We start from the raw sequence: 22,346 nt of genomic DNA on the forward strand, positions 1-22,346 counted from the left end.
CGGGAATCGGGAATCGGGAATCGGGAATCGGGAATCGGGAATCGGGAATCGGGATTCGGGATTCGGGATTCGGGATTCGGGATTCGGGATTCGGGATTCGGGATTCGGGATTCGGGATTCGGGATTCGGGATTCGGGATTCGGGATTCGGGATTCGGGATTCGGGATTCGGGATTCGGGATTCGGGATTCGGGATTCGGGATTCGGGATTCGGGATTCGGGATTCGGGATTCGGTTTTAGATGCGCTGGGATGTAAAAGTTCACGAAAAAGGCCGCCTTGTGCGGCTTTTTTTATTGCGCGCGATCTAGGATCGAATCGCAGCGGCCCTTGTTGTTGCCGCCTTTGACAAAGAGGGCGAACGGCCGCGAAGCGGACGTGGGGGATTTGCTTTTGCTTCCGTCATTGCCGCGAAGGCGAGGGCAGAGCTTCATCGCGACGCTTGCCCGAAGCATTGTCTAAACCACAGACCATCCGATCGTCCGAGGTCTCTTGTGGGAGGGGCTTCAGCCCCGACGCTTTCGGCTCAGATCACCAAGATGATCGGTGCTATCGACTCGGCTGAAAGAAAAGCGTCGGGGCTTAAGCCCTCCCACAAAAGACCTCCGATGAAGACCGCTCACATCGCCTTCAACCCTGCAACCGCTTCGCCGCCTCACCCACCACCCGCAGCGCCGACTCGATCGTCTTGTCCCACGCGTGCCCACACCCCAGCCGCACGTGATGGGTGTAATCGCCGCGGTTGGAAAACAGATGCCCCGGCAGAATGCCCACACCCTTGGCCAGCGCGGCCTCGAACAAGGCCTGACCATCGACTTGCGGCGGCAGTTCGACCCAAAGCGTCATTCCGCCGGCCGGCTCGGATACGCAACTGCCTTCGGGCCAGTAGTCGAGCACCGCCTGCCGATAGGCCTGCGCATTGCCCGCCAGCGCGCGACGCAGTCGGCGCAAGCCGCGCTCGATGTCGTGGCGGGCGAGGAAATCGATCAAGGCCATCTGCGGCAAGGTCGCGGTGGCCACGGTCGAAAAGCTCTTGGTGCGAAGCAATTCCGAACGCCGCCGTCCACCGAGCATCCAGCCCACCCGAAGGCCCGGCGCCAGCGTTTTGGAGTAGGAACTGCAGGTCACCACATGCTCGCCGTCGTCGTAACGGCGCAGTGGCGGCGGACGCTCGCCCGAATACGCCAGTTCGCCGTACAGATCGTCTTCGATCACCACGGTGCCGTGCGCGGCGCAGGCCGCGACGATCTCGCGCTTGGCGTCGTCGCCGGTGAGGCTGCCGAGCGGGTTGTTGAAACTCGGCACCAGCAAGGCCGCGCGCACCGCGTGGCGTTCGAGCAATTCGCGCAGTTGCGCCGGGTCGATGCCGCGGCCGGGGTGATTCGGCAGTTCCAGCACGCGCAGGCCGTGCGCGGCGACCGCTTGCAGCAGGCCGTGGTAGGTCGGCGTTTCCAGGATCACGATGTCGCCGGGGCGAGTCACGGTGCGCAGGGTCAGGCTGATCGCTTCCATCGCGCCGGCGGTGATGATGACTTCGTCCGGGTCGATCTCGGCGCCGCATTGCGCGTAACGCTCGGCGATGCGTTCGCGCAGTTGCGGCAGCCCCTGAGGAACGGTGTAGCTGAGCGCGGTTTCGGGGTCGCGGCGCATCGCGCGCGCGACCGAGGCGGCCAGCGCGGCGGTCGGCAGCAGCGACGAGGCCGGGGTCGCGGTATGCAGCGGGACGAGGTCGCGCCGCGACTGCACGTCGAGCACGCCGAGCAGGGCCGGATTGCGCACCGGCATCGGTGTGCGCGACAGATGCCGCGCGCGCGACCCACGCGACGGCGCGGCCGGTGCGGATCGCACGTAGTAACCCGAACGGGGCCGCGCTTCGATCAGGCCTTCGCGTTCGAGTTGCTGATACGCCTCGACCGCGGTTGCCAGGCTGATGCGTTGATCGCGCCCGAGCCGGCGCAGCGAGGGCAGGCGCTCGCCCGCGCGCAGCACGCCGCGCTGGATCTGGCGGCGCATGCGATCGGCTAGGCGTTCGTAGAGAAGATCGTGGGTCATGACGCGTTCCGGTGGTGGCGATGTAACACGAGCGATGGAAAGCCCCTCTCCCGCGTGCGGGAGAGGGGGTGGGGTGAGGGTCTGGGCGCAGCGGCGTAACTGCAACCAGAGTTCGCGACAGACAAATTCGCAGACAAATCCGACACGGCACTGCTGGTTTCGGCCTGATCTTGCTGCCCTCACCCTAACCCTCTCCCGCAAGCCGGAGAGGGAACTGTCCGGTGTCTGGGGACGATGAAACTGTACCGGTCAAAATCCATCCTAACTGAATCTGTATCGGTCCGCGGCCCGGCCCTAACCTGAGCCTCCCACTGCCAGCGAAGCGTCCCGCGCTTCGACCGCCATGAGCCCCAGCGCCACGCCCGCCGAATCGCGCACCGCCCTGATCCAGCTGCTGATCGCCGAACTGCTGATCGGCTCGGTCGGCGTGTTCGTCCACGAAAGCGGCCAGAACGCGATCACCGCGGTGCTGTTCCGCTGCATCTTCGGCTGCGCGTTCCTGATCGTGTGGGGATCGGCGCGCGGCCTGTTCCGCGGGCTGCTCGGCGAGCGCGCGCTGATCCGCTCGGCGATCGTCAGCGGCGTGTTGCTGGTGTTGAACTGGGTCGCGTTGTTCGCCGGGATGGCGCGTTCGTCGATCGGCGTGGCGACGATGGTCTATCACTTCTTCCCGTTCGTGATCCTGGGCATGGCGGCGATGTTCTACGGCGAGCGCACCCGCGCCGCCGACCTGGGCTGGACCGCGATCGCCTTCGTCGGCGTGCTGTGTTCGGCCGATCCGTTCAAGCTGTGGAACAGCGCCGGCAGCGGCTATCTGATCGGCGTCGGCCTGACCTTCGTCGCGGCGATCCTGTGCGGCGCTTCGTTGCTGCTGTCGCGCCGGATCAGCCGCGAGCGGCCGTTCGCGGTGGTGCTGATCCAGTGTCTGGTCGGCGTGGCGATGCTCGCGCCGTTCGCCGACTACGCAGCGGTGTGGACGCCGGGCAGTCACTGGTTCTGGCTGGCCGGCCTGGGCCTGATCCACAGCGGCGTGTGCTACGTGCTGTTCTATTCGTCTTACCCGCGATTGCAGGTCGCGACCATCGCCGTGCTGGCCTTCATCTACCCGGTGATCGCCTTGCTGCTCGACTACCTCGTCTATGGACGCACGCTGGCGCCGGTGCAAAGTGTGGGCGTGGCGCTGATCGTGCTCGGCACGCTCGGGGTCAACCTGAAATGGCAATGGCGTCGTCGCCCGGTGGCGGTCGGCGCCTGAGCGGCCCGCTAGCTGTCGCGATGCCCACTATCGCGATGCAAGATTTACTCGACCCGGTTCGCGCAATCGCGTGGATCAGCAGGCGTTTGTTCTGCTCGTTCGGCGCAGGGAGGCGCCGGCGGGGAATTTAAGGCGTCGCTACAGCGGCGACGTACGACGTTCAGTCGGCCAGCACCAGGCGCCATGCGCCTTCGACATCGCCTTCGACGTTCTGCCACGGCACCCGGTCGTTGCCGCGCAGCCGATCCCAGCCGCGTGCGAGTTCCTCGCGGATATCGTCCCAGTGGCGTTCGCCGTGATGCAGGCGTGCGCCGATGCCGTAGGTGATCGCCAGTTCGCGGGTGCGATGCGAGACCGCGGCCGCAGCGGCGGCCGCCGACAGGCAGGGTTCGCACTCGTGATCGGCGCGCTCAGAAGACAGCCTGTCGAGATGGCGATAGCTCATGAGCGAAGTCCGTTGGCATTGCTCTTGCATTAGGACGATATCGGTTTTGCGTTCCAAAGGGGTTACGAAAAGTCGCCAGCGCACAGACAAAGCGCGAGCGATGTCGCAAACGCGCGTTCGAAATTCACTCGATGTCGACGTCTCCGCCGAAAGGCGGAGAACGCCCGGCCGTCGCGGTCAAAAAGACGCCGCCCGAAGGCGGCGTCGCAAGCGCAACGATGCGCGCTTCAACCCTTGATGCAGACCACCTGGCGCAGGGTGTGGACCACCTCGACCAGATCGGCCTGCGCGGCCATCACCGCTTCGATCGGCTTGTACGCCGCCGGCGATTCGTCGATGACCGCCGCGTCCTTGCGGCATTCCACGTGGGCCGTGGCTTCGCGGTGTTGCTTGAGGGTGATCTGCTGCCGCGCCTGGGTGCGGCTGAGCACCCGGCCGGCGCCGTGGCTGCAGCTGTGGAAGCTGTCCGCGTTGCCCTTGCCGCGCACGATGTAGCTGCGCGCGCCCATGCTGCCGGGGATGATGCCGAGCTCGCCGGCGCGCGCGCTGACTGCGCCCTTGCGGGTGACCCACAACGATTCGCCGAAATGGTCCTCGCGCTGCACGTAGTTGTGGTGGCAGTTGACCGCGGTCTTCTCCAACTGGAACTTGGGCAACTGCGCGCGCATCGCGTGCAGCACCCGCTCCATCATCGCCTCGCGGTTGTGGCGGGCGTAGTCCTGCGCCCACGAAACCGCTTCGACGTAGTCGTCGAACAGCGGTTCGCCTTCGAGGAAGAAGGCCAGGTCGCGGTCCGGGACGTGGAAGCCGAGCACGCGCTTTTCCAGTTCGCGCCGGGCCAGTTCGATGAAGTAGCTGCCGATCAGGTTGCCGGTGCCGCGCGAACCCGAATGCAGCATCACCCAGACGAAACCGGCTTCATCCAGACACACTTCGATGAAATGGTTGCCGCCGCCGAGCGTGCCCATCTGCTTGTCGAACTTGTCGGTGCGCAGCTTGCGGTGTTTGTCGTGGATGCGATCGAGTTGCCCGGCCAGTCCGGACTGGGCCAACCGAGTGTCGATGCGGTCGGGACGCTTGCGATGTTCGCCGCCGCGGCCGTTGCCGACCGGGACCACGCGCTCGATCGCCGAGCGCAGCGCGGCCAGGCTGTCGGGCAATTGCTCCGCCCGTAGCGTGGTCCGCACCGCGGCCATGCCGCAGCCGAGGTCGACACCGACCGCGGCTGGGATGATCGCGCCGCGGGTCGGCCGACCCGCGGCCAGATGGACGTCCATCACCGACCCAGGCCCGACGGCGGCAGGGCGCAGTTGCCCGCAGGGTCCACGCGGCCAGCCGCACCGGCACCCGACCCGGCTTGACCGGCCTTGTCGGCGTGCAGTAGTTCGTAACTTGGAGTGTTCATGATGAATAGTCCTTGCGACGCGCGTACGGCGCGCGGTGGCGCGCCGGCGCGCGTTCGTACCGGCGCCGCGCGTACGACGAGCGCGGCGTGCGTGTCGTCTTGGAGTGTTCGTTCAATTCGGCCTGGCTGAGCTGCAGCTTTCGATGGGCATAGACCGCGCTGGTGCCGTACATGCGCCAGCGCGCGCTGGCGCAGTTCTTCAGGTATTCGCAATCGGCCTGGCAGCTGCAGTTCTGGGCAGACGCGCGTGCCTGCGCCACGCGCGCTGGCGCAGTTCTTGGCCAGGCAATGCATCACCGCGTCGTAGACGTCGGTTCTGGGCAACGTGCGCGGCCTGCGTTCCGGACCGGGAGAGATCGGCGGCTCAGGCATCGGCATCAATTCGATCCGATACCAGATGCCATCGATCCGGCGCAGTTGGGTGGTGGCGTCCAGCTTGCGTACGCCCGGTTCCCATTCGGCCTGACGCGCATGCGCCGCCAGACGATGCTCGCGATGGCGCTCGATCTTCAGGCGGATCGCCGCTTCGTTGCGCATCAGGCAACCATTGTCCGGGTCCACGTACAGCTCGTGCCGGGCTTCGGCCAGCGGTTGCAGACCGCGCCAGTTCTGCATCACATACCTCGTTCCTTTGATATCGAACACCTGCATCGCGACGAAATCCTCGAGGTGCAGGTGGATGTGCTGTTGCACGGTATTGCGCCGATCCACGCGCGCGCACAGTTCCGAGTAGACGAAATCCCAGCGCCGCCCGACTTGGCCTTGCAGGTAGCGTTGCAGGGGGCGCAAGTTTTCGTTGAGCCATTTGCGATTGCCATAGCGGTACTTCATCGCTTCGTGGCTCGGTTGGTCTTCAAGATCGCGCGGCGGACGTGCGCGCGGCGTATTGCCGCCGCCGCGCCGTGGCCGTTCGACGATCACTTTGTACATATCGTTACGCATACAAATTCTTTCCGACAGATAGCGTCACGCCGGTTGCCCGGCGCGACATATCGGCCGCTCCACCGGAGCGGCCTTCGCGTTTTCGCTTACGGCCGACGCGCTATCGGAATCCGGACGGCGACGCCGTCCGGTCCTGCGTTCAGCCGTTGCCCTTCAGGCTGACCAATTGCTTCATGACTCCCTCCAGACCGCCGAACACGGTCAACTTGTCGATTTTCTCGGTGATCTTTTCCAGGACCTCGAGTTCCTTCAGACGCATCAGCACCGGACTTTCCTCGATCAGCTTGGCGGTGTTGAGCAGGCTGCGCGTGGCGTTCGCCTCCTCGCGGCGGCGGATCACGTTGGCTTGCGCGGTCTTCTCCGCCTGCACCACGCCGTTGAGGATCTCCTTCATTTCGCCCGGCAGGATCACGTCCTTGACGCCGACACCCAGCACCTCCACGCCGACCTGCGAGGCCTGGCCGCGCACGTAGCCGAAGATGTCGGCATCGAGCGACGCCTTGTCGCCGAGCAGTTCGTCCAGGGTCTTGGCCGAGACCGCCTTGCGCAGGCCGTACTGCAACTCGCGATAGACGTGGTCGAGGTACTTGGCGACCTGGATGCGCGCGGCGGCCGGGTCGGACACGCGCAGGCTGGCGGCCAGGTTCACGCGCAGCGACACCTTGTCGCGGGTCAATAATTCCTGGCCCGAGACCTCCATCGACTGCACGCGCAACTCGATCACTTCTACTGCGACGTTCTTGCGCACGTTCCAGAACGCATAGGCGCCCGGCTCGAGACGACGCACGAACGTGCCGTCGACGAACAACAGGCCGGCCGACTGGGTCGGCACCACGCCGGCGACCGCGACCTTGTCGAGGTAGCTGAGTTGACGCAGCGCGTTGGCGACGTCGCGCTCGACTTCCAGACCGTCGCTCAGCGCGACGGTGTGGATGGCGATCTCGGCCAGACCCTTCCAGTACAGACGGCGGGTGCCCGGCGGCAGCACATCGGCGACGCGGCCGTTGCGCAGCATCAAACCGATCTCCTGCATGCCCAGGTCGGCCAGCACGAAGTGGTTCTGCAGACGCGGGCCGAGACCGGCGATCAACGCCTCGGTGTCGCGGCCGGTGTATTCGGCGTTGGCGATCGAATGCAGCGACAGTTCGAGCTCGCGCTTGAAGTCGCCGATGCGATGCACGCCGGGGCCGAGCACGCGCTCGATGCGGCGGTTGCGGTAAACCAGGACGCGCTCGGCATCGCCGACCACGACCTTCTTGATCCAGAACATGACGCTCTCCTTGAGGTTCCGGTGGTCCGATCCGTGGTGATGGCCGTCGCGACCGAATCGGTTGTCGCGATAGCGCCGGTGGCGTTGCGCGAAGGCGCAGCGGTGCATCGTCGCGTACGCGATGCGCACGCAACCTGGTATGGGATTCGCCGTACGGAGCGGCGAACGGAACAAGTTGGAAACGCCCCTTGACGTCGACATCGCGAAACCCGCGCGTGCTGGGCGCGGAGCCGGTGCGGCCGGGCATCGTGACGCTCCTTGTCGCGATGCGGGTGCCGCGCCGTTCCTTTGCCTTGCGGGCGTGGGTCCGCCGGCGATGCCGTCGCTGCGGTGTCCGTTGCGCGTCCTGTATCAGCGATGCCTGGCGAACTACCGCACGGGGCGTTTCCTGGGTTGGAACTTTCGTTCCTTGCGAACTGCTGGAAGGCAGTTTGGGATAACGGGACTCGAACCCGCGACCACAGCATCAAGCCGCGCTCTACCGACTGAGCTATATCCAATGGAAAGGGTCGGATTCGAACCGACGACCTGCGCACTGGTCGCTGCTCTACCTGGCTGAGCTACCTTCCCGGGAAGCAGCATCCATCCACGCACTTCGGCATACGCCACGGCAGTGCCGCGCGCACCGGACGGGATGCAAACCCGTACCGCTGTAGTGCGTTTCATCGGATGCTGCGTATTGCCGTGTGTCGCCACATGGCAATGAGTTGGGCGCAAGCGCCCGTTCGTTGCCACACGCACGCACCGCCCGTACCGAAGCACCGGGGTACAGCGCTGCAAGCGCCTCGACGGCCTGACCCCTGAGACTGCGATGCTTCGGGGTCTTGTGCGGATGGCGTTTCAAGGGGTTTTTACGACGATTCCTTTGCGAGCGCTGAAACGAAAACGCCCCCGGTGGTGAACCGAGGGCGTTCGCGTTCCTCGGGAGATCGGGGCGACCGATCTCCCGTGGCAAAGGGAGTCAGTCCGGCAGGTGCAGAAAGTCGATGCGACCGCGCTGCGACCGCGCGCAGTCGCGCATGCCCAGGCGCGCGGGCCCGGTGGCGTTCTGCTTGGCGATGTAGGCGTTGAAATGCATGGGAGGCGGTCGGTTCGCTGAAGTGGTTAGGACGATGGGCGCGAACAATACGCGCGGGAAAATCGATATGCAAGACCGTTCGTCGTGTTGTGAGTGGTTTTTGTTTTGGGATGGGTGAGTTGCTCTGTCGTGAATGAGGAGCGTTGGAATGTTCGGGCTTCGATGTCGGTGCTCGTATCCACGCCGACAATTACGTCGACACCGACACCGACACCGACACCGGTTCCGATGCAGACATAACCCTCCACACCGTCATTCCCGCCTTCGCGGGAATGACGAGCTGGAGGGTTTTACTTCGACTCGTTCCCTCACCCCGGCCCTCTCCCGCAAGCGGGAGAGGGAGACAGGCGCGCAAGCGCGTCGAGGTTTTCGGGCGGCGTCGGCGCGAAGGTGCCGTCGGTCACGATGATCGCGACGGTGCCGTCAAGCTGCGATCATTGCGACGATGTCGTCGACATTCATCACCTCGGCGAACTCCGCCCGCAACGTGGCCAGATGCGCGCGACTCACCGCATCGGCCGCGATCACCGAGCCATCGGCGTCGACCAGGTCGAAACAGAAACACGCATCGGCGATCACCAGCGTGCGATAACCCAGGTTGCTGGCGACGCGCGCGGTAGTCGACACGCACATGTCGGTGCTGATGCCGAACAGCACGATTGTGTCGATGCCGCGGCGACGCAGGCGCAAGTCGAGGTCGGTGCCGATGAAGGCGGCGTTGACCGACTTGCCGATCACCGTTTCGCCGGCGAGCGGCTCGAAGCCGGGGCGAAACGCATGGCCCGGATGCGAGGGATGCAGGGTCGATGCGTCGATGACGGAGTCGTGGCGCACGTGGATCAGCGGCAGGCCGCGCGCGCGCCAGGCATGCAGCAGGCGCTGGCCGTTGGCTTCCATCTGCGGGTTGTTGCGCGGACCCCACGGCGGATAGTCGAAGCCGCGTTGTACGTCGATGGGAATCAGGGCGGCGCGCTGCGGATCGATCATGGGTAGTTGCCTGTTGCGTTGATTGGGTTGAGGCGATGCGTGGGGTGCGCGGAGGGCTGGCCCGACGGATCGAGGCGACGATCCGGGATGGCGCATGTCGACGAGCCGTTCACTCGTCGCCGTCGGGGCGCTCGCGCCGCGGCCCGCCATAGGCGCGTTGCACGATCGCCACGCGTTGCTCGAAGCGCTGGTACCACAGCCGATGCCCCAGCTCGCGCGCGACCGTGTGCTCGGCGTGCTCGCGCCACGCGCGGATCGCGTGTTCGCTGTCGAAATAGGCGACGGTGATCCCGAAGCCGTCGGCGCCGCGGGTCGATTCGAAACCCAGGAACCCGGGCTGTTGCCGCACCAGTTCGACCATGCGCGTCGCCGCGTGCTCGTAGCCGGCATCGTCGTGCGCGCTGCGTTGCGAGGAGAAGATCACCGCGTAGTACGGCGGCGCGGGCAGGTCGGCGAAGGCGGAGGTGGACATCGGCGGGCCGGGTGGGGAACCGCCGTCACTGTGCGTGCTCGCCCGCGCCGGTCTCAACCCGGCACAATGCCGGTCTCGCCCGGCGCCGCCGGGCATCCACACGCGCCGCCCGACCGGAGCCGCCGCCGATGAAGACCCTGGACGAAGTGGACCGCAAGCTGATCGCGCTGCTGCAGGACAACGCGCGGCTGTCGACGGTGGCGCTGGCCAAGGCGGTGGCGTTGTCGCGCAGCAGCGTGCAGGAGCGGCTGCAACGGCTGGAAGCGAGCGGGGTGATCGCGCAGTACACGGTGCGTCTGGGCAGCGGCGGCGATCCGCTGCGGGCGTGGTTGCTGCTGCGTTACGGCGAGGGCTTCAGCTGCGACGACGTGGTGCCGTTGCTGGTCGAGCTGACCCAGGTACGGCTGGTCCACAGCGTGGCCGGCGAGACCGACCTGATGGTGCTGGTGGAGACGCGCACGCCGAGCGAACTGGCCGATCTGCGCGAACAGGTCGCGGCGATGAAGGGCGTGGACGACGTGACCACGATTCCGGTGCTGCGCACGGCGCTGGATCGTTTGTAGTCGCGCCTTTAGTCGCGCAGTCGTGGCCCGCGCCGCGTCACCTGCCGGTTGCGCGGACGGACGCGGCGCGCGTCGATACGACGGCGAGGCGGACTATTCGGATTCCAGATCGGCCAGCGTCATCACCCAGGCCGGCACTTCGGGCTCGTCGCCGAAGAAACTCCTCGGCTTCTTCTCGCCGATCGCCCAGCGGTGAATCCAGCTCGGTCCGGCCGGGCCGGTGTAGGCGTCGGCGCGTCGGTAGGCCGGATCGCGCATGGCTTCGTCCAGGCCGATGAAGCGATAGCCGCGCTTTTGCACCATCGCGACTAAGTCGGCGTAAGTGTCGGCGTTGAGCGCGTTGGCGTGGATCAGCCAGATCTGCGGCAGGTTGTAGCCGAGCAGGTCGATCGACTGCTGTTCGTAGTAGTCGATTTTCGCGCCCATGTAGGCGATGTAGTCGCGGCGCAGCCGGGCCTTGAGCTTGCCGGCGTCCTTGGCGTCGGTCGCATGCAGGTACGCGCCCGCCCAGATCCAGTCGGAGTTGTCGACCGTGACCGGCGCGATGCGGTAGTCGTGTTCGCTCAGGAAGCGTTCCAGCGCGGCCTTGTCCTGCGCGCTGCGGCCGGCGCGCAGGTAGGGATGGCGGAACCAGTGCGGTTGTTGTTCGCGCGCCTGCAGCAGCGGCCGCAGTTGCCGTTCGCCGCGCAGGATGTCGTCCTGATAGGCCGGCAGGCCGACCGCGTGCAGGTCGGCGTGAGCGTAGGTGTGATTGCCCAGGGTGGCGCCGGCATCGAGCCAGTCGCTCAGCATCGCCAGGCGGTCGGCCTGCAGCTTGCCGTCGTGTTCGAGCTTGCCTTCGTTGACGAAGCCGATCGCGGGAATGCCGGCGCGCTTGATCGCCGCGACCAGGCGGCGATGGCCGGGCAGCGCCTGCGCGGTGCTGATGCCCGGCAACTGCACCCAGGGCAGGTCGTCGACGGTCATGACGATGCGGCGATCGGGCGTGGTCTTCTCCCGATCCGCATGCGTGTGGGCATCAGGGGTTGCGATCGCGGTGCCCAGCGGCTGCGCGGCGAGCAATACGGAGGCCAGCAGCGGCGCCAGCAGGCGACCGGGCGGGCGAGGGGACGGGGTGGGCGGGCGCATGCGCGGTTCCGGGACGGGAAGCGGCGATCATCGCCGCCTCCGTGCCGCCTGCAAACCGCCATGCGTCCCGGATCGGCGCGCAAGGCGCGAAGTTGCGACGTCAGTCCAGCTTGCGCGAGATGAAGTAGTAGGCCAGATTGCCGAGCCCCACCGCGCCGAGCAGCACCGCGATCGTGCCGGGGGTCGCATCGTCCCAGCCGGCGCCTTCGATGATGCCGAAGCCGACCGCGAGCAGGACCATGACGATGCCCCAGCGCAACGCGCCGTGGCGGCGGCGGATGTCTTCGTCGCGGGCCATCGAGCGCAACAGCTCTTCGGCGCCGCCGGTGGACAGCAGTTTGTTGCGGAAACGCGCCTCGACGACGATCTTGATCGCGAAGACGATGCAGACGAACAGGGTGATGGGGACAAGGATTCCAGGCATGGCGGCAGTCTCGGTGGGTTCGGGTCTCGGTGCAATGGATACGGGGCCGCGGCGATCGGTTGCAGCCCGGTGTCCGGCCCGCCGGCGCCATGGGCCGGCGGGTGCCCGGCCTGCCGCGATCCCGACCCGGCGCCGGCCCGGGCCCGGCAGGGGTGACAGGTATCATTCGCACATCGGTGCGACCGCCACTGCAACCGTCGGCGCCTGGCCCGCATCCTCAGTGCGATGACCGGTCCCACACCATGAACGACGACCGCAGCCTGGTCGCTGCCGTGCTCGCCCAGACGCCGGGCGCTTTCGAGCGCCTGGTCCGCGAGTACCAAGGGCTGTGCTGGCACATCATCCAGCGCATGGTCCGCCACCCCGACGACACCCGCGAGCTGTGTCAGGAAGCGTTCCTGCGCGTCCATCAGTGCCTGCACCAGTACCGCCACGAAAGCGCGCTCAAGTCGTGGATCGGCCAGGTCGCCTACTCGGTGGCCAAGCGCCATCTGGAGCGCAAGCGCATTCCGATCGTGGAAGTGGCCGACGACGAGGACGCGCTGTCGCCGCTGGACCTGGTCAGCGACGGCTTCGACCTGGAGGCGGCCTGCGCCGACGAGGAAGTCGCCGCCGGCCTGCACGCCGAGATCGAGGCGCTGCCGCCGTTGCAGCGCACGCTGCTGACCCTGTATCACCTGGAAGAAGTACCCATCGGCGAGATCGCCGCCATGACCGGCCTGGCCGAAGGTACGATCAAGAGCCACCTGTTCCGAACCCGGGCGCGACTGCGTCAGCGCCTGGAAGCCCGGCTGGGAGAATTCGCATGAGCAAGACCTACAACGACAAGACCGCCAGCGACCGCGCCGCCGCGCCGGGGTTCGACGACCCGCGCATCGAGCGCGAATGGCAGTTGCAGGAACGCGCCCAGCGCGAGGAACGCGCCGGCGCGCCGATGGCCGGCGACGATCCGCGCCTGGCCCAGTACCGCCTGCTGACCCGCGCGCTGCGCGCGCCGGTAATGGAGCCGATCCCGTTCGGTTTCGCCGAACAGGTCGCGCGCCGCGCGCAGGCCGTCGCCAGCACCAACGATCGGGTCGAACGCTATCTGCAGCAGTTGCTGCTCGGCGGGCTGGTCGTGCTGGGGGTGTTTTTCGCCTGGCAGAGCAGTCCGAACTGGCTGCCGGGCCTGCTGCAGCTGATGCCGCAGGGAACCGTGTCGTGGGGCCCGGTGGTGGCCGCCTGCTGCGCGGTGACCTGGGGCTGGGACGGCGTTGCGCGCGTGCTCGGCCTGGACCGCGACCGCGCAGGACACGCAGCCTGAGGTCCGCGGTCCGCTGCCTCTATGGCTTTGAGTGATCGCTGAGGGGCCGTAGGCCCGCAGCCTCGATGCGGCCGGCCGTTGCGGCCGCCCGTCCATGAGCCTCTCGCGCGGTTCGATCGTCCCGATCGCCGCGCGCGACGGCGTCGCGCGTTCGACGCGCCGCCCGCGGCTCGCGCGCCGCCCGATCCGGCGCGCGAACGCCGACGCCCCAACGCACCGACTGCCGCGCGTGCCGCGCGCGAACGACCGTGCCCTTCGCACACGCGCGCGCAACGCGATAAGGCGCTCGCACAGGACGCGAGTGCATTCGTCAGCTCGCGCGCGACGGCGAAAAACCACTTGTATTTCGGTATAGCGACGGGGTGCGCAGTTCGCCGCGCCTAGCCGTCGGCGCGTGTCACCCAAGTAACAGCCATCGTCGGACCCCGTCACCAGACTCGCCTGCACATGCTTCAAAACAGGAGAGACGACAGATGGAACGTCCCAAGATGGATCGCGGCGAGTTCAAGGCGGCCGATGAAATGTTCGCCAACGCGTGGCGGGCCAGCCTGCCGGAACTGGAAGCGCGCGCGCGCCGTTTCGCCGAAGGCCAGCGCGATCGCGCCGAGGAATTGCTGGCCAATACCGCGATCAAGGCCTTGCTGTTCATGCGCCGCTCGCCGCAGACCATCACCGACCCGTGCGGGTTCTTGTTCGTGGTGCTTCGGCACGTGTTTCTCGACAGCGTGCGCCGGCGCGGACGCGACCGCGAGGTGTTCGACCGTCATCGCGACATCGACAACGACAGCAACGGTTTCGCCCACGACGGCCTGTCGGCCTTGCAGAAGCTGGAACTGGACCAGCAGCTCGGCCGCGTGGTCAACGCGGTCGCGCGCCTGAGCCGCGATCAGCGCCGCCTGTTCGCTTATCGCTTCATCGACGACCTGCCGTACCCGGTGATCGCCGAGAAGCTGCACATCAACCAGCCGCTCGCGCGCAAGCGCGTGGAGCTGCTGCGCAACCGGATCAAGTCGGCGATGGCGCGCGACTGACGTGGCATCGCGCCGATCGATTCGGGTGGTGTCGCATCGGGTCGCCGCGCTGTGGCCGTGGTCGCCAAATCGCGATTCACAACGCTGACAGGACCGCGTTCCACCGTTTAGACCGATAACGAACGAAGCACCGATCAGCGCCAATGGGCGCCGGTGGTGCCGATTCCCTCACCACCGCTTCTTCAAGGACAGGCTCATGGCCGACACACCCGTCAACTCGCAGATCACCGACGCCGTCACACAGACCAACGTCAAGGTGGTCGCTGAAGCGCCCGCGCAGGCCATCGCCTCGCTGTACCAGGTATCGAGCCACTCCACCGGACTGGCGCTGCAGAACGCGGTCCACAGTCAGCAGGTGCTCAACCAGATTTCCAGCGCGGTGGTGTCCAAGGCGGTGCAGATGATCATGGCGGTCGGTGACAAGCCATGAGCCCCGCGGCGGTGACGTGCGAGCGAACGGGCAGTGAGCGGATGCGTCCGTCCGGACGCGCAGGAGCGATGCGATGAGACGGTTCGGCAGAAACAACAATCCCACCACGACGGCCGCCGCCAATGCGTCCGCTGCGCCCGCCGCCGGCGCGCCGGCGGCTTCCGCGCCGGCTTCGCCTGCCGCTGCCGCGCCCGCCGCGACACCTGCCACGCCGCCCGCCACCCCGCCCGCCGCAGCGACGCCGAGCGCACCGGCGACGCCCGCTGCCGCGGCGCCCAGCGATGCGGATGTGGCCAATACCGCATCGGCGGCCACCATCCCCAATGATCTCGCCGCCGCCGTGCCGGCGAGTGCGGCCACCGATGCGGCCAGCGCCGCGCCGGCAGCGCCGGCATCCGCGCCCGCGGCCGACGACAGCGCCGCCGCGCCCGCTTCACCCGCTGCCGCGCCGACCGCATCGGATCCGTCGCCCTCGTCGTCGTCGGCTGCATCGGCATCGCCCGCCGCGGCCGCGCCGTCGCAACCGCCGCCCTCGCCCTTGTCCACCTCGCGCAGTCTCGCCCTGGCCCAGGCCGGCGGCGGCAACGACGCGCCGACCGATGCCTTGAACAAGCAGATCGTGCAGGCGGTGACCTTCACCAACGCCGAGACCGCGTCGTACGCGCCGTCGCAGATCGCGACCGGTCCGGACATGATGATCAGCCAGGCCGCCGGCCTGGTCGCGCAATCGGCGGCGGCGTATTTCGACGGCGTCACCAAGATCGCGCTGGCCAGCCAGGGCGTGCTGATGAAGCAGATGACCCAGGACCTGGTCGAAGGCAACGTCGAACAAGCCGCCGAAGATGCCCTGGGCATCCTCGCCACCGACATCTTCATGGGCGCGGCCGCGGCCGTCGCCGCGGCGGCCGGCGCGATGGAAGCCGCATCGGCGGGCTTCGCGATCGACCGCATCGACCAGAGCATCGCCAAGTACTCGACGCTGTTGCAGAACCGCAAGAGCCCCTGACCGACTTCGTTCACCCACACAACTCGCCGCATCGCACGCGCGGGCCGCACCGGCCCGCGCAATGGCCCGGTGTTGCCGCGATAACCGCAAAGGATCCCGACCATGGCTTACTTCTCGCTGCCGGCGCTCACCCTGCCGAGCTATCGCTTCGACTACCACAGTCACTTCGGCGGCATCCTGCCGGTCGATAACCCGCAGGCGGTGGCGACCGACCCCATCGAGCTCAAGGTCGTCTATCAGGTGCCCAGCGAGGTCGGCACGGTCGACGCCAATGTCACCGTCAGGATAGTCAAGGGCCAGCAACTGACGCTGGCCGGACTGTTCGGCGGCGCGCTCGATGAACAGCAGCCTGAACGCGGCGCCCTGTCGTTGTTTCTCAAGGCGTTGATGCTGATGGAAGAGGACAACCCGCTCGCCAAACTGGCCGGCAGCCCCAACCATTCGCGTTACGAGCGAGGTGAATGCATCGCCGAAGACATCTTCATCGCCTGCGTGTGTCTGGCCGACCAGCTCAAGCTGGACGTACTGCGCGACGCGGTGGCCACCAGCCCGGTGCTGTACAGCACCGTGCGCAACGCGCTCCAACAACTCGCCCTGGACCCGCCGCCCGGTCAGAAGCGGCCGATCGAAGCGCTGATGCCGCTGCTGCGCTATTTCAACGCCAAGATCTACAGCGCCAGCAAGTACACGCCGTTCGACGATGCGTACCGCATGCGCTCGTTCGCGATGAAGAAACTACGCGCCGAACCCGGTGGCAAGGAGCGCTACCTGCAATGGATGGCGATGAGCCTGCTTTACCTAGAACAAGAAGGCATCGGGTACGCGCAGCTGGCGATGGGCGAGGACGAAATCCGCATCGCCAACGCGGTGCTCGGCGCCTACAACACGAGCCGCAGCACCCGCTACAAACTGCTTGCGCATACCGCGACGGTGTATGCCGGCGACAATGCGCTGGAGAACGAACTCAACACCAAGATCCTGCCGCTGTTCCTCGACCCCAGCTTGACCGAGGTGATCGGCATCGACCTGCTCGGAACCGAGAACAAGGTCGGCAACTACGGCGAGCTGTTTTCCTTCCTCGCAGGCCAGTTGGGCACAGCGTCGGTGCCGCTGACCCAGTCCTTCGGCTCGGCCGAACAACCGCGCGCGCTGCAGTTGGTCAGCCACATCCATTGCGGCGAAGGCATGGGCGTGTCGTCTGACAACCGCTCGGCGATCGGCTACGCGATCGCCTATTCGCGATTCCAGCCGGGCTCGAAGTTCTATCGCGCCTATGCCGACTACGTGCTGGCCTGCCGGACCGCCGCGAAGGGCCGCCGCGACGAGAATCTGCGCGGCACCGTCGGCACGAATCCGCACAAGGACACGGGCGTGTCGGGCCTGTTCGATGAAATGTTCCGCAACGATTCGCTGACCATCGACGGCCTGACCCTGCGTCGCTACGACGGCAACAGCGCGCGCACCCAGGAACTGGTCGCCTACGCCGGCAAGCGCAACATGATGGCGCTGTGCGAAGCGCTGGATCAGCCGGTGCCGGCGCAAGCGCCCGCGACGCAGACCCAGAGCTACTACCAGTTGCTGACCGGCCCGAGCACCTTGCTCGGCTTCCGCCTCGGTCATGCCTACTACTACCGCAGTTTCGTCGCCGCTCGCTATCCGCTGATCGCCTTCGACACCAACCTGGGCAGCAATTCGATCACCGGCGCGTCCGGCCTGTTCGCTTCGGTCGAGGGCTACCGGCTCAATCGCGGCTTCCGCCACCTCGATGGCTATGTCGACACCGATCTGCTCAAGACGGTGACCGACACGGTGATGTTCATGGGCCTGCAGGCGCTCAGCGACGATCAAGTCGGCAGTTTGATGACCCTCGCGCGCGGCTCCAAGACCCTGGCCGACCTGCTGCAGCAGGGCCAGACGACCCTGTCGGGCCTGTTGGACGCGGCGATCGCGCCGATCGCATCGAAGATGGAATCCGCCACCAACTACGCCAATTTCTCGGCCCTGGTCACCGCGATGGTCGGCGCCAATACCTCGCCGAGCGTGTGGTTCGCGGCGCTGGCGCGCGTGCTCAACGTGTTCATCAACTGGCGCTCGTACCTGCTGGGGTCCGATGCGCAGGGCGTGGAGCACACCGACGTGCAGGACGAATTCCTGCGCTGCGTGCTGCTGCTGGCTTACAACCTCGCACCGTTCGACACCTCCGCAAAGAGCACGCCCGGTGTCGGCGATCAGTTGCAGGCCCTGGTGACCGGCATCTCGGCGGCCTACTGGCAGACCACGGTCGGGCCGCTGGTGACCGATACCAGCAAGCGCCAGACCACCGCGACGATCGCCGGCTACAAGGCGCCGGCCTCGGTGGTCACCGTCACCCGCAGCAAGAGCGTTTCGTCCTGATCGGCGACCGCATTGCGTATCGCATCCCTTGTAAGACCGGAGTTCGCAATGGACGAGAGCCTGCATTATTTGCTGCACGAGGAACTGGAAGGTCTGTTCGATCAGCCGGCCGCACAGGCCGTGCAGGTCCCGCCGGCCGCGGCTCCGACCCCAGCGCCCGAGTCGGCGGCGCCGAGCGGCGCGGAGTCCGCGGCGAAACCGGACGCGGCGACCGCGCCGGTCTTGGACCGCACCTTCGAGGAGTTGATCGCGCGCCTGGCCGATCCGAAGGTATTGCAGGCGCTGGCGCGTCTGCTGGGGGGGCGCTGAATGTCCGCCACCGCAGCCACGCCCGAGTCCTCATCCACGCCGGCGGCCGCACCCGCGCCCGCCGCCGACCCGGCCGCCACCGCGCTGGACGCGCAGCTGACCGAGTTCGCGCGCAACTGGCTCGGGATCGAGCTGGGCGCCGAGGAGCGCGCCCGCGTGCGCGGCGCGATCGCCATGCTCGAAGCGCAGCAGCGCATGCAGGCCAGCCAGGCGGCCCAGGCGTCCGCCGGCGCCACCGCGCGGCGTCCGGCCGGCAGCGTGATCGACCTGGACCGGCAACGCATCCAGAACCTGATCGACCAGAACCTCAGCCGCACCCAGGCCACCGTGCTGGGCAATGCGCGCGCCGAGCGCGCCGCCGAAACCGCGGTGCTCGGCGCGGTCGAGCGCGCGCAATCGCTCGACGACCTGCGCCCGCCCAAACCGGCGGCCGGCACCGCCGCCGGCGCCAGCCAGGCGCCGCGCACCGATCCGCTGATCGCGCAGATCGCCGACCAGCTGACCGGCTTGATCAAGCGCGAAGTCGATGCCTGTTTCCAGCAACAGTTCGGCCCGCTCGCGAGCCAGTTGCAGGCGGTGATCGACGCGGCGCAGGACAGCGGACTGCTGGCCAAGAAATCCGATTCCGCGTCCTCGGACGGGTCGCGCGGCACTACGGAAAACAGCGGCAAAACCGCTGGAAAACCCGATCAGAACAACAACCACAACAATGCCGCCAAGGCGCCTGCATCGGCTTCACAACGCGATTGATGACTCGTTCTTCAGCTAGGTACGGCATCGGCCGTACCCCACTACTCCAAGGAGCTTCACATGGCATTCCCTACCGCTGTCAATGACCAGATCACCGATGCCGTCACCCAGTCCAACGTCAAGGTCATCGGCGAAGCGCCGGCCTTTGCGATGGGTTCGATCTACCAGTCGATGGCGCACTCCACCGGCATCCTGTTCGAGAACGCCGTGTCCGCGCAGCAGCAGCAGAACACGCTGGCGCAGGCCGCGGCCAACCAGGGCGTGATGCAGATCTACAGCCTCGACACCACCGCTGCGGCCGGCGCCACCGAGAAGGTCGCCCAGACCGGTGTGTCCGACAACCTCACCAGCCTGCTGACCGTGCTGCAGGCGTTCAAGCCCTGAGCCGCGCGCGGCCCAGACCCGGCCGCATCGGCCGGGTCGAGGATGCCGGCTCGCTCATGACCTGAGTCGAGCCCGCATCCGGGCCCGCAGGCTTCCCGATTACCGTAAACGAGGATTTTCCCCATGGCATATCCCACCGCCGTCAACAACCAGATCACCGACGCCGTCACCCAGTCCAACGTCAAGGTCATCGCCGAAGGTCCGGCCTTCGCGATGGGTTCGATCTTCCAGGCTTCGGCGCACTCCACCGGCATCCTGTTCGAGAACTCGATCGCCTCGCAGCAGCAGCAGAACACGCTGGCGCTGGCCGCGACCAACCAGGGCGTGATGCAGATCTACAGCGTCGACACCACCGCCGCCGCGGGCGCCACCGAAAAGATCGGCCAGACCGGCGTGTCCGACAACCTGACCAGCCTGATGACCGTGCTGAAGTCGTTCAAGTCGCCTCCCAATCCGTACGGCCCGTAAGTCGCGCAGCACCCGATGCCGGGCCGCCGCGAGGCGCCGGCATCGTACCGGCTCCGCCGAGACGCGCATCGTGGCAATGCCGCCACAACTGCAGACGAACGCTCCGCTTGCCGGACGTCGCACTCGCCGCAGACCCCGAACGCAGACGTCCACAGGGGGCGTTATGGAACGTGCCACCGGCCGCGGGCGCGGCCGTCATGATCGCGGCGACCGCATCGGTCGCTCCCATTGCACCGCCTGCCGCGGCACGTGGCCGCCGCTATGTGCCTGACACTCGACGACAGCATCGCGGTACGCCGGCGCCGTTGGGGCCTGGACCGCTGCGGCCTGCTGCGCGGCCTGCCGTCCACGTTGCTCGATCACGTCGCGCGCCACTGCACCGAATTGAATCTGGAAGAAGGCGATGCGCTGTTCTTCAAGAACGATTCCAGCGACTTCCTCGCCTTCGTCGTGCACGGCCGCATCTACAAGCTGCTGTACGGCCCGGACGGCCAGGAACTGATCGTCGACACCATCGAAAGCGGCGAGACGGTCGACGAAATGCCGCTGCTCGACACCCATGCGCATACCTTCACCGCCGTGGCCTACAGCCCGACCCGGGTGTTGTTGCTGTCGCGCCGGCATTTCGCCAGCCTGATCGCCGATCCGGTGGTGATCGAACGCGCGCACACCTCGCTGTGCGTGCGCCTGCGCCAGGCGGTGGAGAGCCTGGAGACCATGTGCCTGCATCGCCTGGAATCGCGCCTGGCGCGTTATCTGCTGTCGTTGATGCGTTCGCAATCGCGTCAGCGCGGCGACGATTTCGAAGTCGCCCTGCCGCCGACCCAGAGCATCCTCGCGGCCATGGTCAACGCCAGCCGGCCGAAATTGAACGCGCAGTTGCAGACCTGGCATCGCAGCGGTCTGGTGAGCCGCAAGCGCAACATCCTGCGCATCAACGACATCGATCAGTTCCGCTGCAAGGCCTACCTGGGGCGCGATGCGCAGCGGCCCAACCTGCGCGCGCGCTCGGCGGTGGCCCGGCCTAATGCCTGAGCGGTTCGTGGCGAGAGGTTATCTGGCGCTGGCACGGAGTTGCTGCAGCCGAGTCGATCCGGTTTGCGGCGACTGCGGTTGAGGCGGTTGAACTGCGAATCGAATGGTTGTGCGGGCATCTGATGATGCAAGTGCGCAAGTCGTGCAGCTCATCAAGCTTATGCCCGGTAGCCGAAGCGCGATTTACGGCCGACCTCATTGAAGCATCCCGAAGCATTCCCCCCTTTGCAAAAGGGGGGGCAGGGGGGGATTTGCTTTTGCTGTTGCTTCTTTTAGAAGCAACAGCAAAAGCAAATCCCCCACGTCCGCTTCGCGGCCGTTCGCCCCCTTTGTCAAAGGGGGCAACAGCAAAAGCCGTTGCGATAACAAAAGTCGTCGCGATTGCAGGCGGCTTTTGTGGGGGGGGGGGCTTCAGCCCCGACGCTTTCGGCTCAGATCGCCATGAAGCTTGGCCTGATCGAATCCGCCGCTCAACCCGGCAACCCCTCCAGCTTCACTTCAACATCGGCCCAAGCTTCGTCCACACGTGATCGCGCAGCTTGGGCTGCGCGCTGGCGATAGGATGCAGGTTATCGGCCTGGAACGCGGCGCGGTCCATCGCCACCGGTTCGAGCAGGAACGGCAGCAACTGCGTGGCGTACTTCTGCGACAGTTCGCGGTAGTTGCGCTCGAAGCCCTGCGTGTACTCCTTGCCAAGGTTAGGCGGCATGCGCATGCCGACCAGCAGCACCTGCGCCTTCGCCGCCTGGGCGGCCTGGATCATGCGTTCCAGGTTCGCCCGGCTCTGCGCCAGTTGCAGGCCGCGCAGGCCGTCGTTTGCGCCCAGTTCGATCACCACCACCGCGGGCCGGTTGCGCTGCAATTCGCCGGCGATGCGCGAGGCGCCGCCGGCGGTGGTTTCGCCGCTGATGCTGGCGTTGACCACGCGCCAGCCCGGCTTGGTCTTGGCGATGCGCTCGGCGGTCAGCGACACCCAGCCTTCGGACGCGGCCAGGCCGTAACCGGCCGAAAGCGAATCGCCCATGAACAACACCGTGCGCGCGGCCTTGGTCGCCGCCGCCGCGGCGGGCCGGGCAGCGGCCTTCGAGGCCGCGGCGGGCTGCGCCTGCAAGGGGGCCAGAGCGCTCAGCAGCAGGGCCGAAGCGAGCAATGCCGCGCCCAGGCCAGGACCGATGGCCCATTGAACCGGGCCGCGCGATGCCGCATATCCTTGTTTC

The 22,346-nt window shown here is 66.9% G+C and carries 21 protein-coding genes, 2 tRNA genes and 1 pseudogene; 13 read left to right on the plus strand and 11 right to left on the minus strand.

Annotated elements, in window-relative coordinates; genetic code table 11:
• Window positions 1-628 precede the first annotated feature (628 nt).
• Complete coding sequence (locus KME82_RS03260) at window positions 629-2,050, minus strand: PLP-dependent aminotransferase family protein (protein WP_215497260.1); 1,422 nt, start codon at window positions 2,048-2,050, stop codon at window positions 629-631.
• 343 nt (window positions 2,051-2,393) lie between these two features.
• On the opposite strand from KME82_RS03260, the gene KME82_RS03265 reads away from it, so the two are divergent.
• Window positions 2,394-3,305, plus strand: coding sequence for a DMT family transporter (locus KME82_RS03265; protein WP_215497261.1), 912 nt, complete (start codon window positions 2,394-2,396; stop codon window positions 3,303-3,305).
• 160 nt (window positions 3,306-3,465) lie between these two features.
• Here the strand turns inward: KME82_RS03265 and KME82_RS03270 are convergent, their stop codons facing one another.
• From KME82_RS03270 to KME82_RS03300, 7 genes and pseudogenes are all read right to left on the minus strand, one after another.
• Window positions 3,466-3,750 carry a hypothetical protein gene (locus tag KME82_RS03270; RefSeq protein WP_215497262.1) on the minus strand — a complete coding sequence of 95 codons (285 nt, stop codon included), beginning with the start codon at window positions 3,748-3,750 and terminating at the stop codon, window positions 3,466-3,468.
• Between the two features lie 227 nt (window positions 3,751-3,977).
• Window positions 3,978-5,155 (minus strand): annotated as a pseudogene (locus KME82_RS03275) (RtcB family protein).
• A gap of 1,081 nt (window positions 5,156-6,236) precedes the next feature.
• Window positions 6,237-7,367, minus strand: a complete 1,131-nt coding sequence (locus tag KME82_RS03280; protein WP_215497263.1) for a slipin family protein — start codon at window positions 7,365-7,367, stop codon at window positions 6,237-6,239.
• A 431-nt stretch (window positions 7,368-7,798) separates the two neighbouring features.
• A tRNA-Ser gene (locus KME82_RS03285) sits at window positions 7,799-7,867 on the minus strand.
• Window positions 7,868-7,937, minus strand: a tRNA-OTHER gene (locus tag KME82_RS03290).
• 931 nt (window positions 7,938-8,868) lie between these two features.
• Window positions 8,869-9,582 (minus strand): cysteine hydrolase family protein, encoded by a 714-nt coding sequence (locus tag KME82_RS03295; RefSeq protein WP_252255609.1) that lies wholly within the window; start codon window positions 9,580-9,582, stop codon window positions 8,869-8,871.
• Window positions 9,542-9,904: an antibiotic biosynthesis monooxygenase family protein gene (locus KME82_RS03300; RefSeq protein WP_215497264.1), complete on the minus strand. Its 363-nt coding sequence runs from the start codon at window positions 9,902-9,904 to the stop codon at window positions 9,542-9,544. The genes KME82_RS03295 and KME82_RS03300 overlap by 41 nt, the downstream gene beginning before the upstream one ends.
• 128 nt (window positions 9,905-10,032) lie before the next feature.
• On the opposite strand from KME82_RS03300, the gene KME82_RS03305 reads away from it, so the two are divergent.
• Window positions 10,033-10,467 (plus strand): Lrp/AsnC family transcriptional regulator, encoded by a 435-nt coding sequence (locus KME82_RS03305; protein WP_215497265.1) that lies wholly within the window; start codon window positions 10,033-10,035, stop codon window positions 10,465-10,467.
• 93 nt (window positions 10,468-10,560) lie between these two features.
• On the opposite strand, the gene KME82_RS03310 is transcribed toward KME82_RS03305, so the two are convergent.
• Window positions 10,561-11,595, minus strand: coding sequence for a polysaccharide deacetylase family protein (locus KME82_RS03310; RefSeq protein ID WP_215497266.1), 1,035 nt, complete (start codon window positions 11,593-11,595; stop codon window positions 10,561-10,563).
• A gap of 100 nt (window positions 11,596-11,695) precedes the next feature.
• Window positions 11,696-12,019: a DUF6249 domain-containing protein gene (locus KME82_RS03315; RefSeq protein WP_215497267.1), complete on the minus strand. Its 324-nt coding sequence runs from the start codon at window positions 12,017-12,019 to the stop codon at window positions 11,696-11,698.
• A 242-nt stretch (window positions 12,020-12,261) separates the two neighbouring features.
• On the opposite strand from KME82_RS03315, the gene KME82_RS03320 reads away from it, so the two are divergent.
• The 11 genes from KME82_RS03320 to KME82_RS03370 all read left to right on the plus strand — a co-directional run bounded on the left by KME82_RS03320 (window position 12,262) and on the right by KME82_RS03370 (window position 21,129).
• Window positions 12,262-12,828 carry an RNA polymerase sigma factor gene (locus KME82_RS03320; RefSeq protein WP_215497268.1) on the plus strand — a complete coding sequence of 189 codons (567 nt, stop codon included), beginning with the start codon at window positions 12,262-12,264 and terminating at the stop codon, window positions 12,826-12,828.
• Window positions 12,825-13,322, plus strand: coding sequence for a hypothetical protein (locus KME82_RS03325; protein WP_215497269.1), 498 nt, complete (start codon window positions 12,825-12,827; stop codon window positions 13,320-13,322). The genes KME82_RS03320 and KME82_RS03325 overlap by 4 nt, the downstream gene beginning before the upstream one ends.
• Before the next feature lie 473 nt (window positions 13,323-13,795).
• On the plus strand, window positions 13,796-14,353 hold the full coding sequence (locus tag KME82_RS03330; RefSeq protein ID WP_215497270.1) for an RNA polymerase sigma factor: 558 nt from the start codon (window positions 13,796-13,798) through the stop codon (window positions 14,351-14,353).
• A 196-nt stretch (window positions 14,354-14,549) separates the two neighbouring features.
• A complete protein-coding gene (locus KME82_RS03335) occupies window positions 14,550-14,783 on the plus strand; it encodes a RebB family R body protein (protein WP_036109032.1) in 234 nt (77 codons plus the stop codon).
• Between the two features lie 73 nt (window positions 14,784-14,856).
• Window positions 14,857-15,789 (plus strand): hypothetical protein, encoded by a 933-nt coding sequence (locus tag KME82_RS26500; protein WP_252255610.1) that lies wholly within the window; start codon window positions 14,857-14,859, stop codon window positions 15,787-15,789.
• Between the two features lie 102 nt (window positions 15,790-15,891).
• Window positions 15,892-18,183: a hypothetical protein gene (locus KME82_RS03345; RefSeq protein ID WP_215497271.1), complete on the plus strand. Its 2,292-nt coding sequence runs from the start codon at window positions 15,892-15,894 to the stop codon at window positions 18,181-18,183.
• 48 nt (window positions 18,184-18,231) lie between these two features.
• Complete coding sequence (locus tag KME82_RS03350; protein WP_215497272.1) at window positions 18,232-18,492, plus strand: hypothetical protein; 261 nt, start codon at window positions 18,232-18,234, stop codon at window positions 18,490-18,492.
• Window positions 18,493-19,242, plus strand: coding sequence for a hypothetical protein (locus KME82_RS03355; protein WP_215497273.1), 750 nt, complete (start codon window positions 18,493-18,495; stop codon window positions 19,240-19,242).
• A gap of 60 nt (window positions 19,243-19,302) precedes the next feature.
• Window positions 19,303-19,626: a RebB family R body protein gene (locus KME82_RS03360; protein ID WP_036109022.1), complete on the plus strand. Its 324-nt coding sequence runs from the start codon at window positions 19,303-19,305 to the stop codon at window positions 19,624-19,626.
• Window positions 19,627-19,749: 123 nt separating this feature from the next.
• Window positions 19,750-20,094 (plus strand): RebB family R body protein, encoded by a 345-nt coding sequence (locus tag KME82_RS03365; RefSeq protein WP_215497274.1) that lies wholly within the window; start codon window positions 19,750-19,752, stop codon window positions 20,092-20,094.
• A gap of 261 nt (window positions 20,095-20,355) precedes the next feature.
• Window positions 20,356-21,129, plus strand: coding sequence for a Crp/Fnr family transcriptional regulator (locus KME82_RS03370; protein WP_215497275.1), 774 nt, complete (start codon window positions 20,356-20,358; stop codon window positions 21,127-21,129).
• A gap of 493 nt (window positions 21,130-21,622) precedes the next feature.
• On the opposite strand, the gene KME82_RS03375 is transcribed toward KME82_RS03370, so the two are convergent.
• On the minus strand, window positions 21,623-22,279 hold the full coding sequence (locus tag KME82_RS03375; RefSeq protein ID WP_252255611.1) for an arylesterase: 657 nt from the start codon (window positions 22,277-22,279) through the stop codon (window positions 21,623-21,625).
• Window positions 22,280-22,346: the final 67 nt, after the last annotated feature.

The organism is Lysobacter capsici (genome assembly GCF_018732085.1).
In the GTDB taxonomy this organism is placed as follows: domain Bacteria; phylum Pseudomonadota; class Gammaproteobacteria; order Xanthomonadales; family Xanthomonadaceae; genus Lysobacter; species Lysobacter capsici_A.

Bases quoted from the DNA above. Each gene is read 5' to 3' on its own strand.
- KME82_RS03260 (WP_215497260.1), bottom strand. From the start codon at position 2,050: ATGACCCACGATCTTCTCTACGAACGCCTAGCCGATCGCATGCGCCGC.
- KME82_RS03265 (WP_215497261.1), top strand. From the start codon at position 2,394: ATGAGCCCCAGCGCCACGCCCGCCGAATCGCGCACCGCCCTGATCCAG.
- KME82_RS03270 (WP_215497262.1), bottom strand. From the start codon at position 3,750: ATGAGCTATCGCCATCTCGACAGGCTGTCTTCTGAGCGCGCCGATCAC.
- KME82_RS03280 (WP_215497263.1), bottom strand. From the start codon at position 7,367: ATGTTCTGGATCAAGAAGGTCGTGGTCGGCGATGCCGAGCGCGTCCTG.
- KME82_RS03295 (WP_252255609.1), bottom strand. From the start codon at position 9,582: ATGGCGGGCCGCGGCGCGAGCGCCCCGACGGCGACGAGTGAACGGCTC.
- KME82_RS03300 (WP_215497264.1), bottom strand. From the start codon at position 9,904: ATGTCCACCTCCGCCTTCGCCGACCTGCCCGCGCCGCCGTACTACGCG.
- KME82_RS03305 (WP_215497265.1), top strand. From the start codon at position 10,033: ATGAAGACCCTGGACGAAGTGGACCGCAAGCTGATCGCGCTGCTGCAG.
- KME82_RS03310 (WP_215497266.1), bottom strand. From the start codon at position 11,595: ATGCGCCCGCCCACCCCGTCCCCTCGCCCGCCCGGTCGCCTGCTGGCG.
- KME82_RS03315 (WP_215497267.1), bottom strand. From the start codon at position 12,019: ATGCCTGGAATCCTTGTCCCCATCACCCTGTTCGTCTGCATCGTCTTC.
- KME82_RS03320 (WP_215497268.1), top strand. From the start codon at position 12,262: ATGAACGACGACCGCAGCCTGGTCGCTGCCGTGCTCGCCCAGACGCCG.
- KME82_RS03325 (WP_215497269.1), top strand. From the start codon at position 12,825: ATGAGCAAGACCTACAACGACAAGACCGCCAGCGACCGCGCCGCCGCG.
- KME82_RS03330 (WP_215497270.1), top strand. From the start codon at position 13,796: ATGGAACGTCCCAAGATGGATCGCGGCGAGTTCAAGGCGGCCGATGAA.
- KME82_RS03335 (WP_036109032.1), top strand. From the start codon at position 14,550: ATGGCCGACACACCCGTCAACTCGCAGATCACCGACGCCGTCACACAG.
- KME82_RS26500 (WP_252255610.1), top strand. From the start codon at position 14,857: ATGAGACGGTTCGGCAGAAACAACAATCCCACCACGACGGCCGCCGCC.
- KME82_RS03345 (WP_215497271.1), top strand. From the start codon at position 15,892: ATGGCTTACTTCTCGCTGCCGGCGCTCACCCTGCCGAGCTATCGCTTC.
- KME82_RS03350 (WP_215497272.1), top strand. From the start codon at position 18,232: ATGGACGAGAGCCTGCATTATTTGCTGCACGAGGAACTGGAAGGTCTG.
- KME82_RS03355 (WP_215497273.1), top strand. From the start codon at position 18,493: ATGTCCGCCACCGCAGCCACGCCCGAGTCCTCATCCACGCCGGCGGCC.
- KME82_RS03360 (WP_036109022.1), top strand. From the start codon at position 19,303: ATGGCATTCCCTACCGCTGTCAATGACCAGATCACCGATGCCGTCACC.
- KME82_RS03365 (WP_215497274.1), top strand. From the start codon at position 19,750: ATGGCATATCCCACCGCCGTCAACAACCAGATCACCGACGCCGTCACC.
- KME82_RS03370 (WP_215497275.1), top strand. From the start codon at position 20,356: ATGTGCCTGACACTCGACGACAGCATCGCGGTACGCCGGCGCCGTTGG.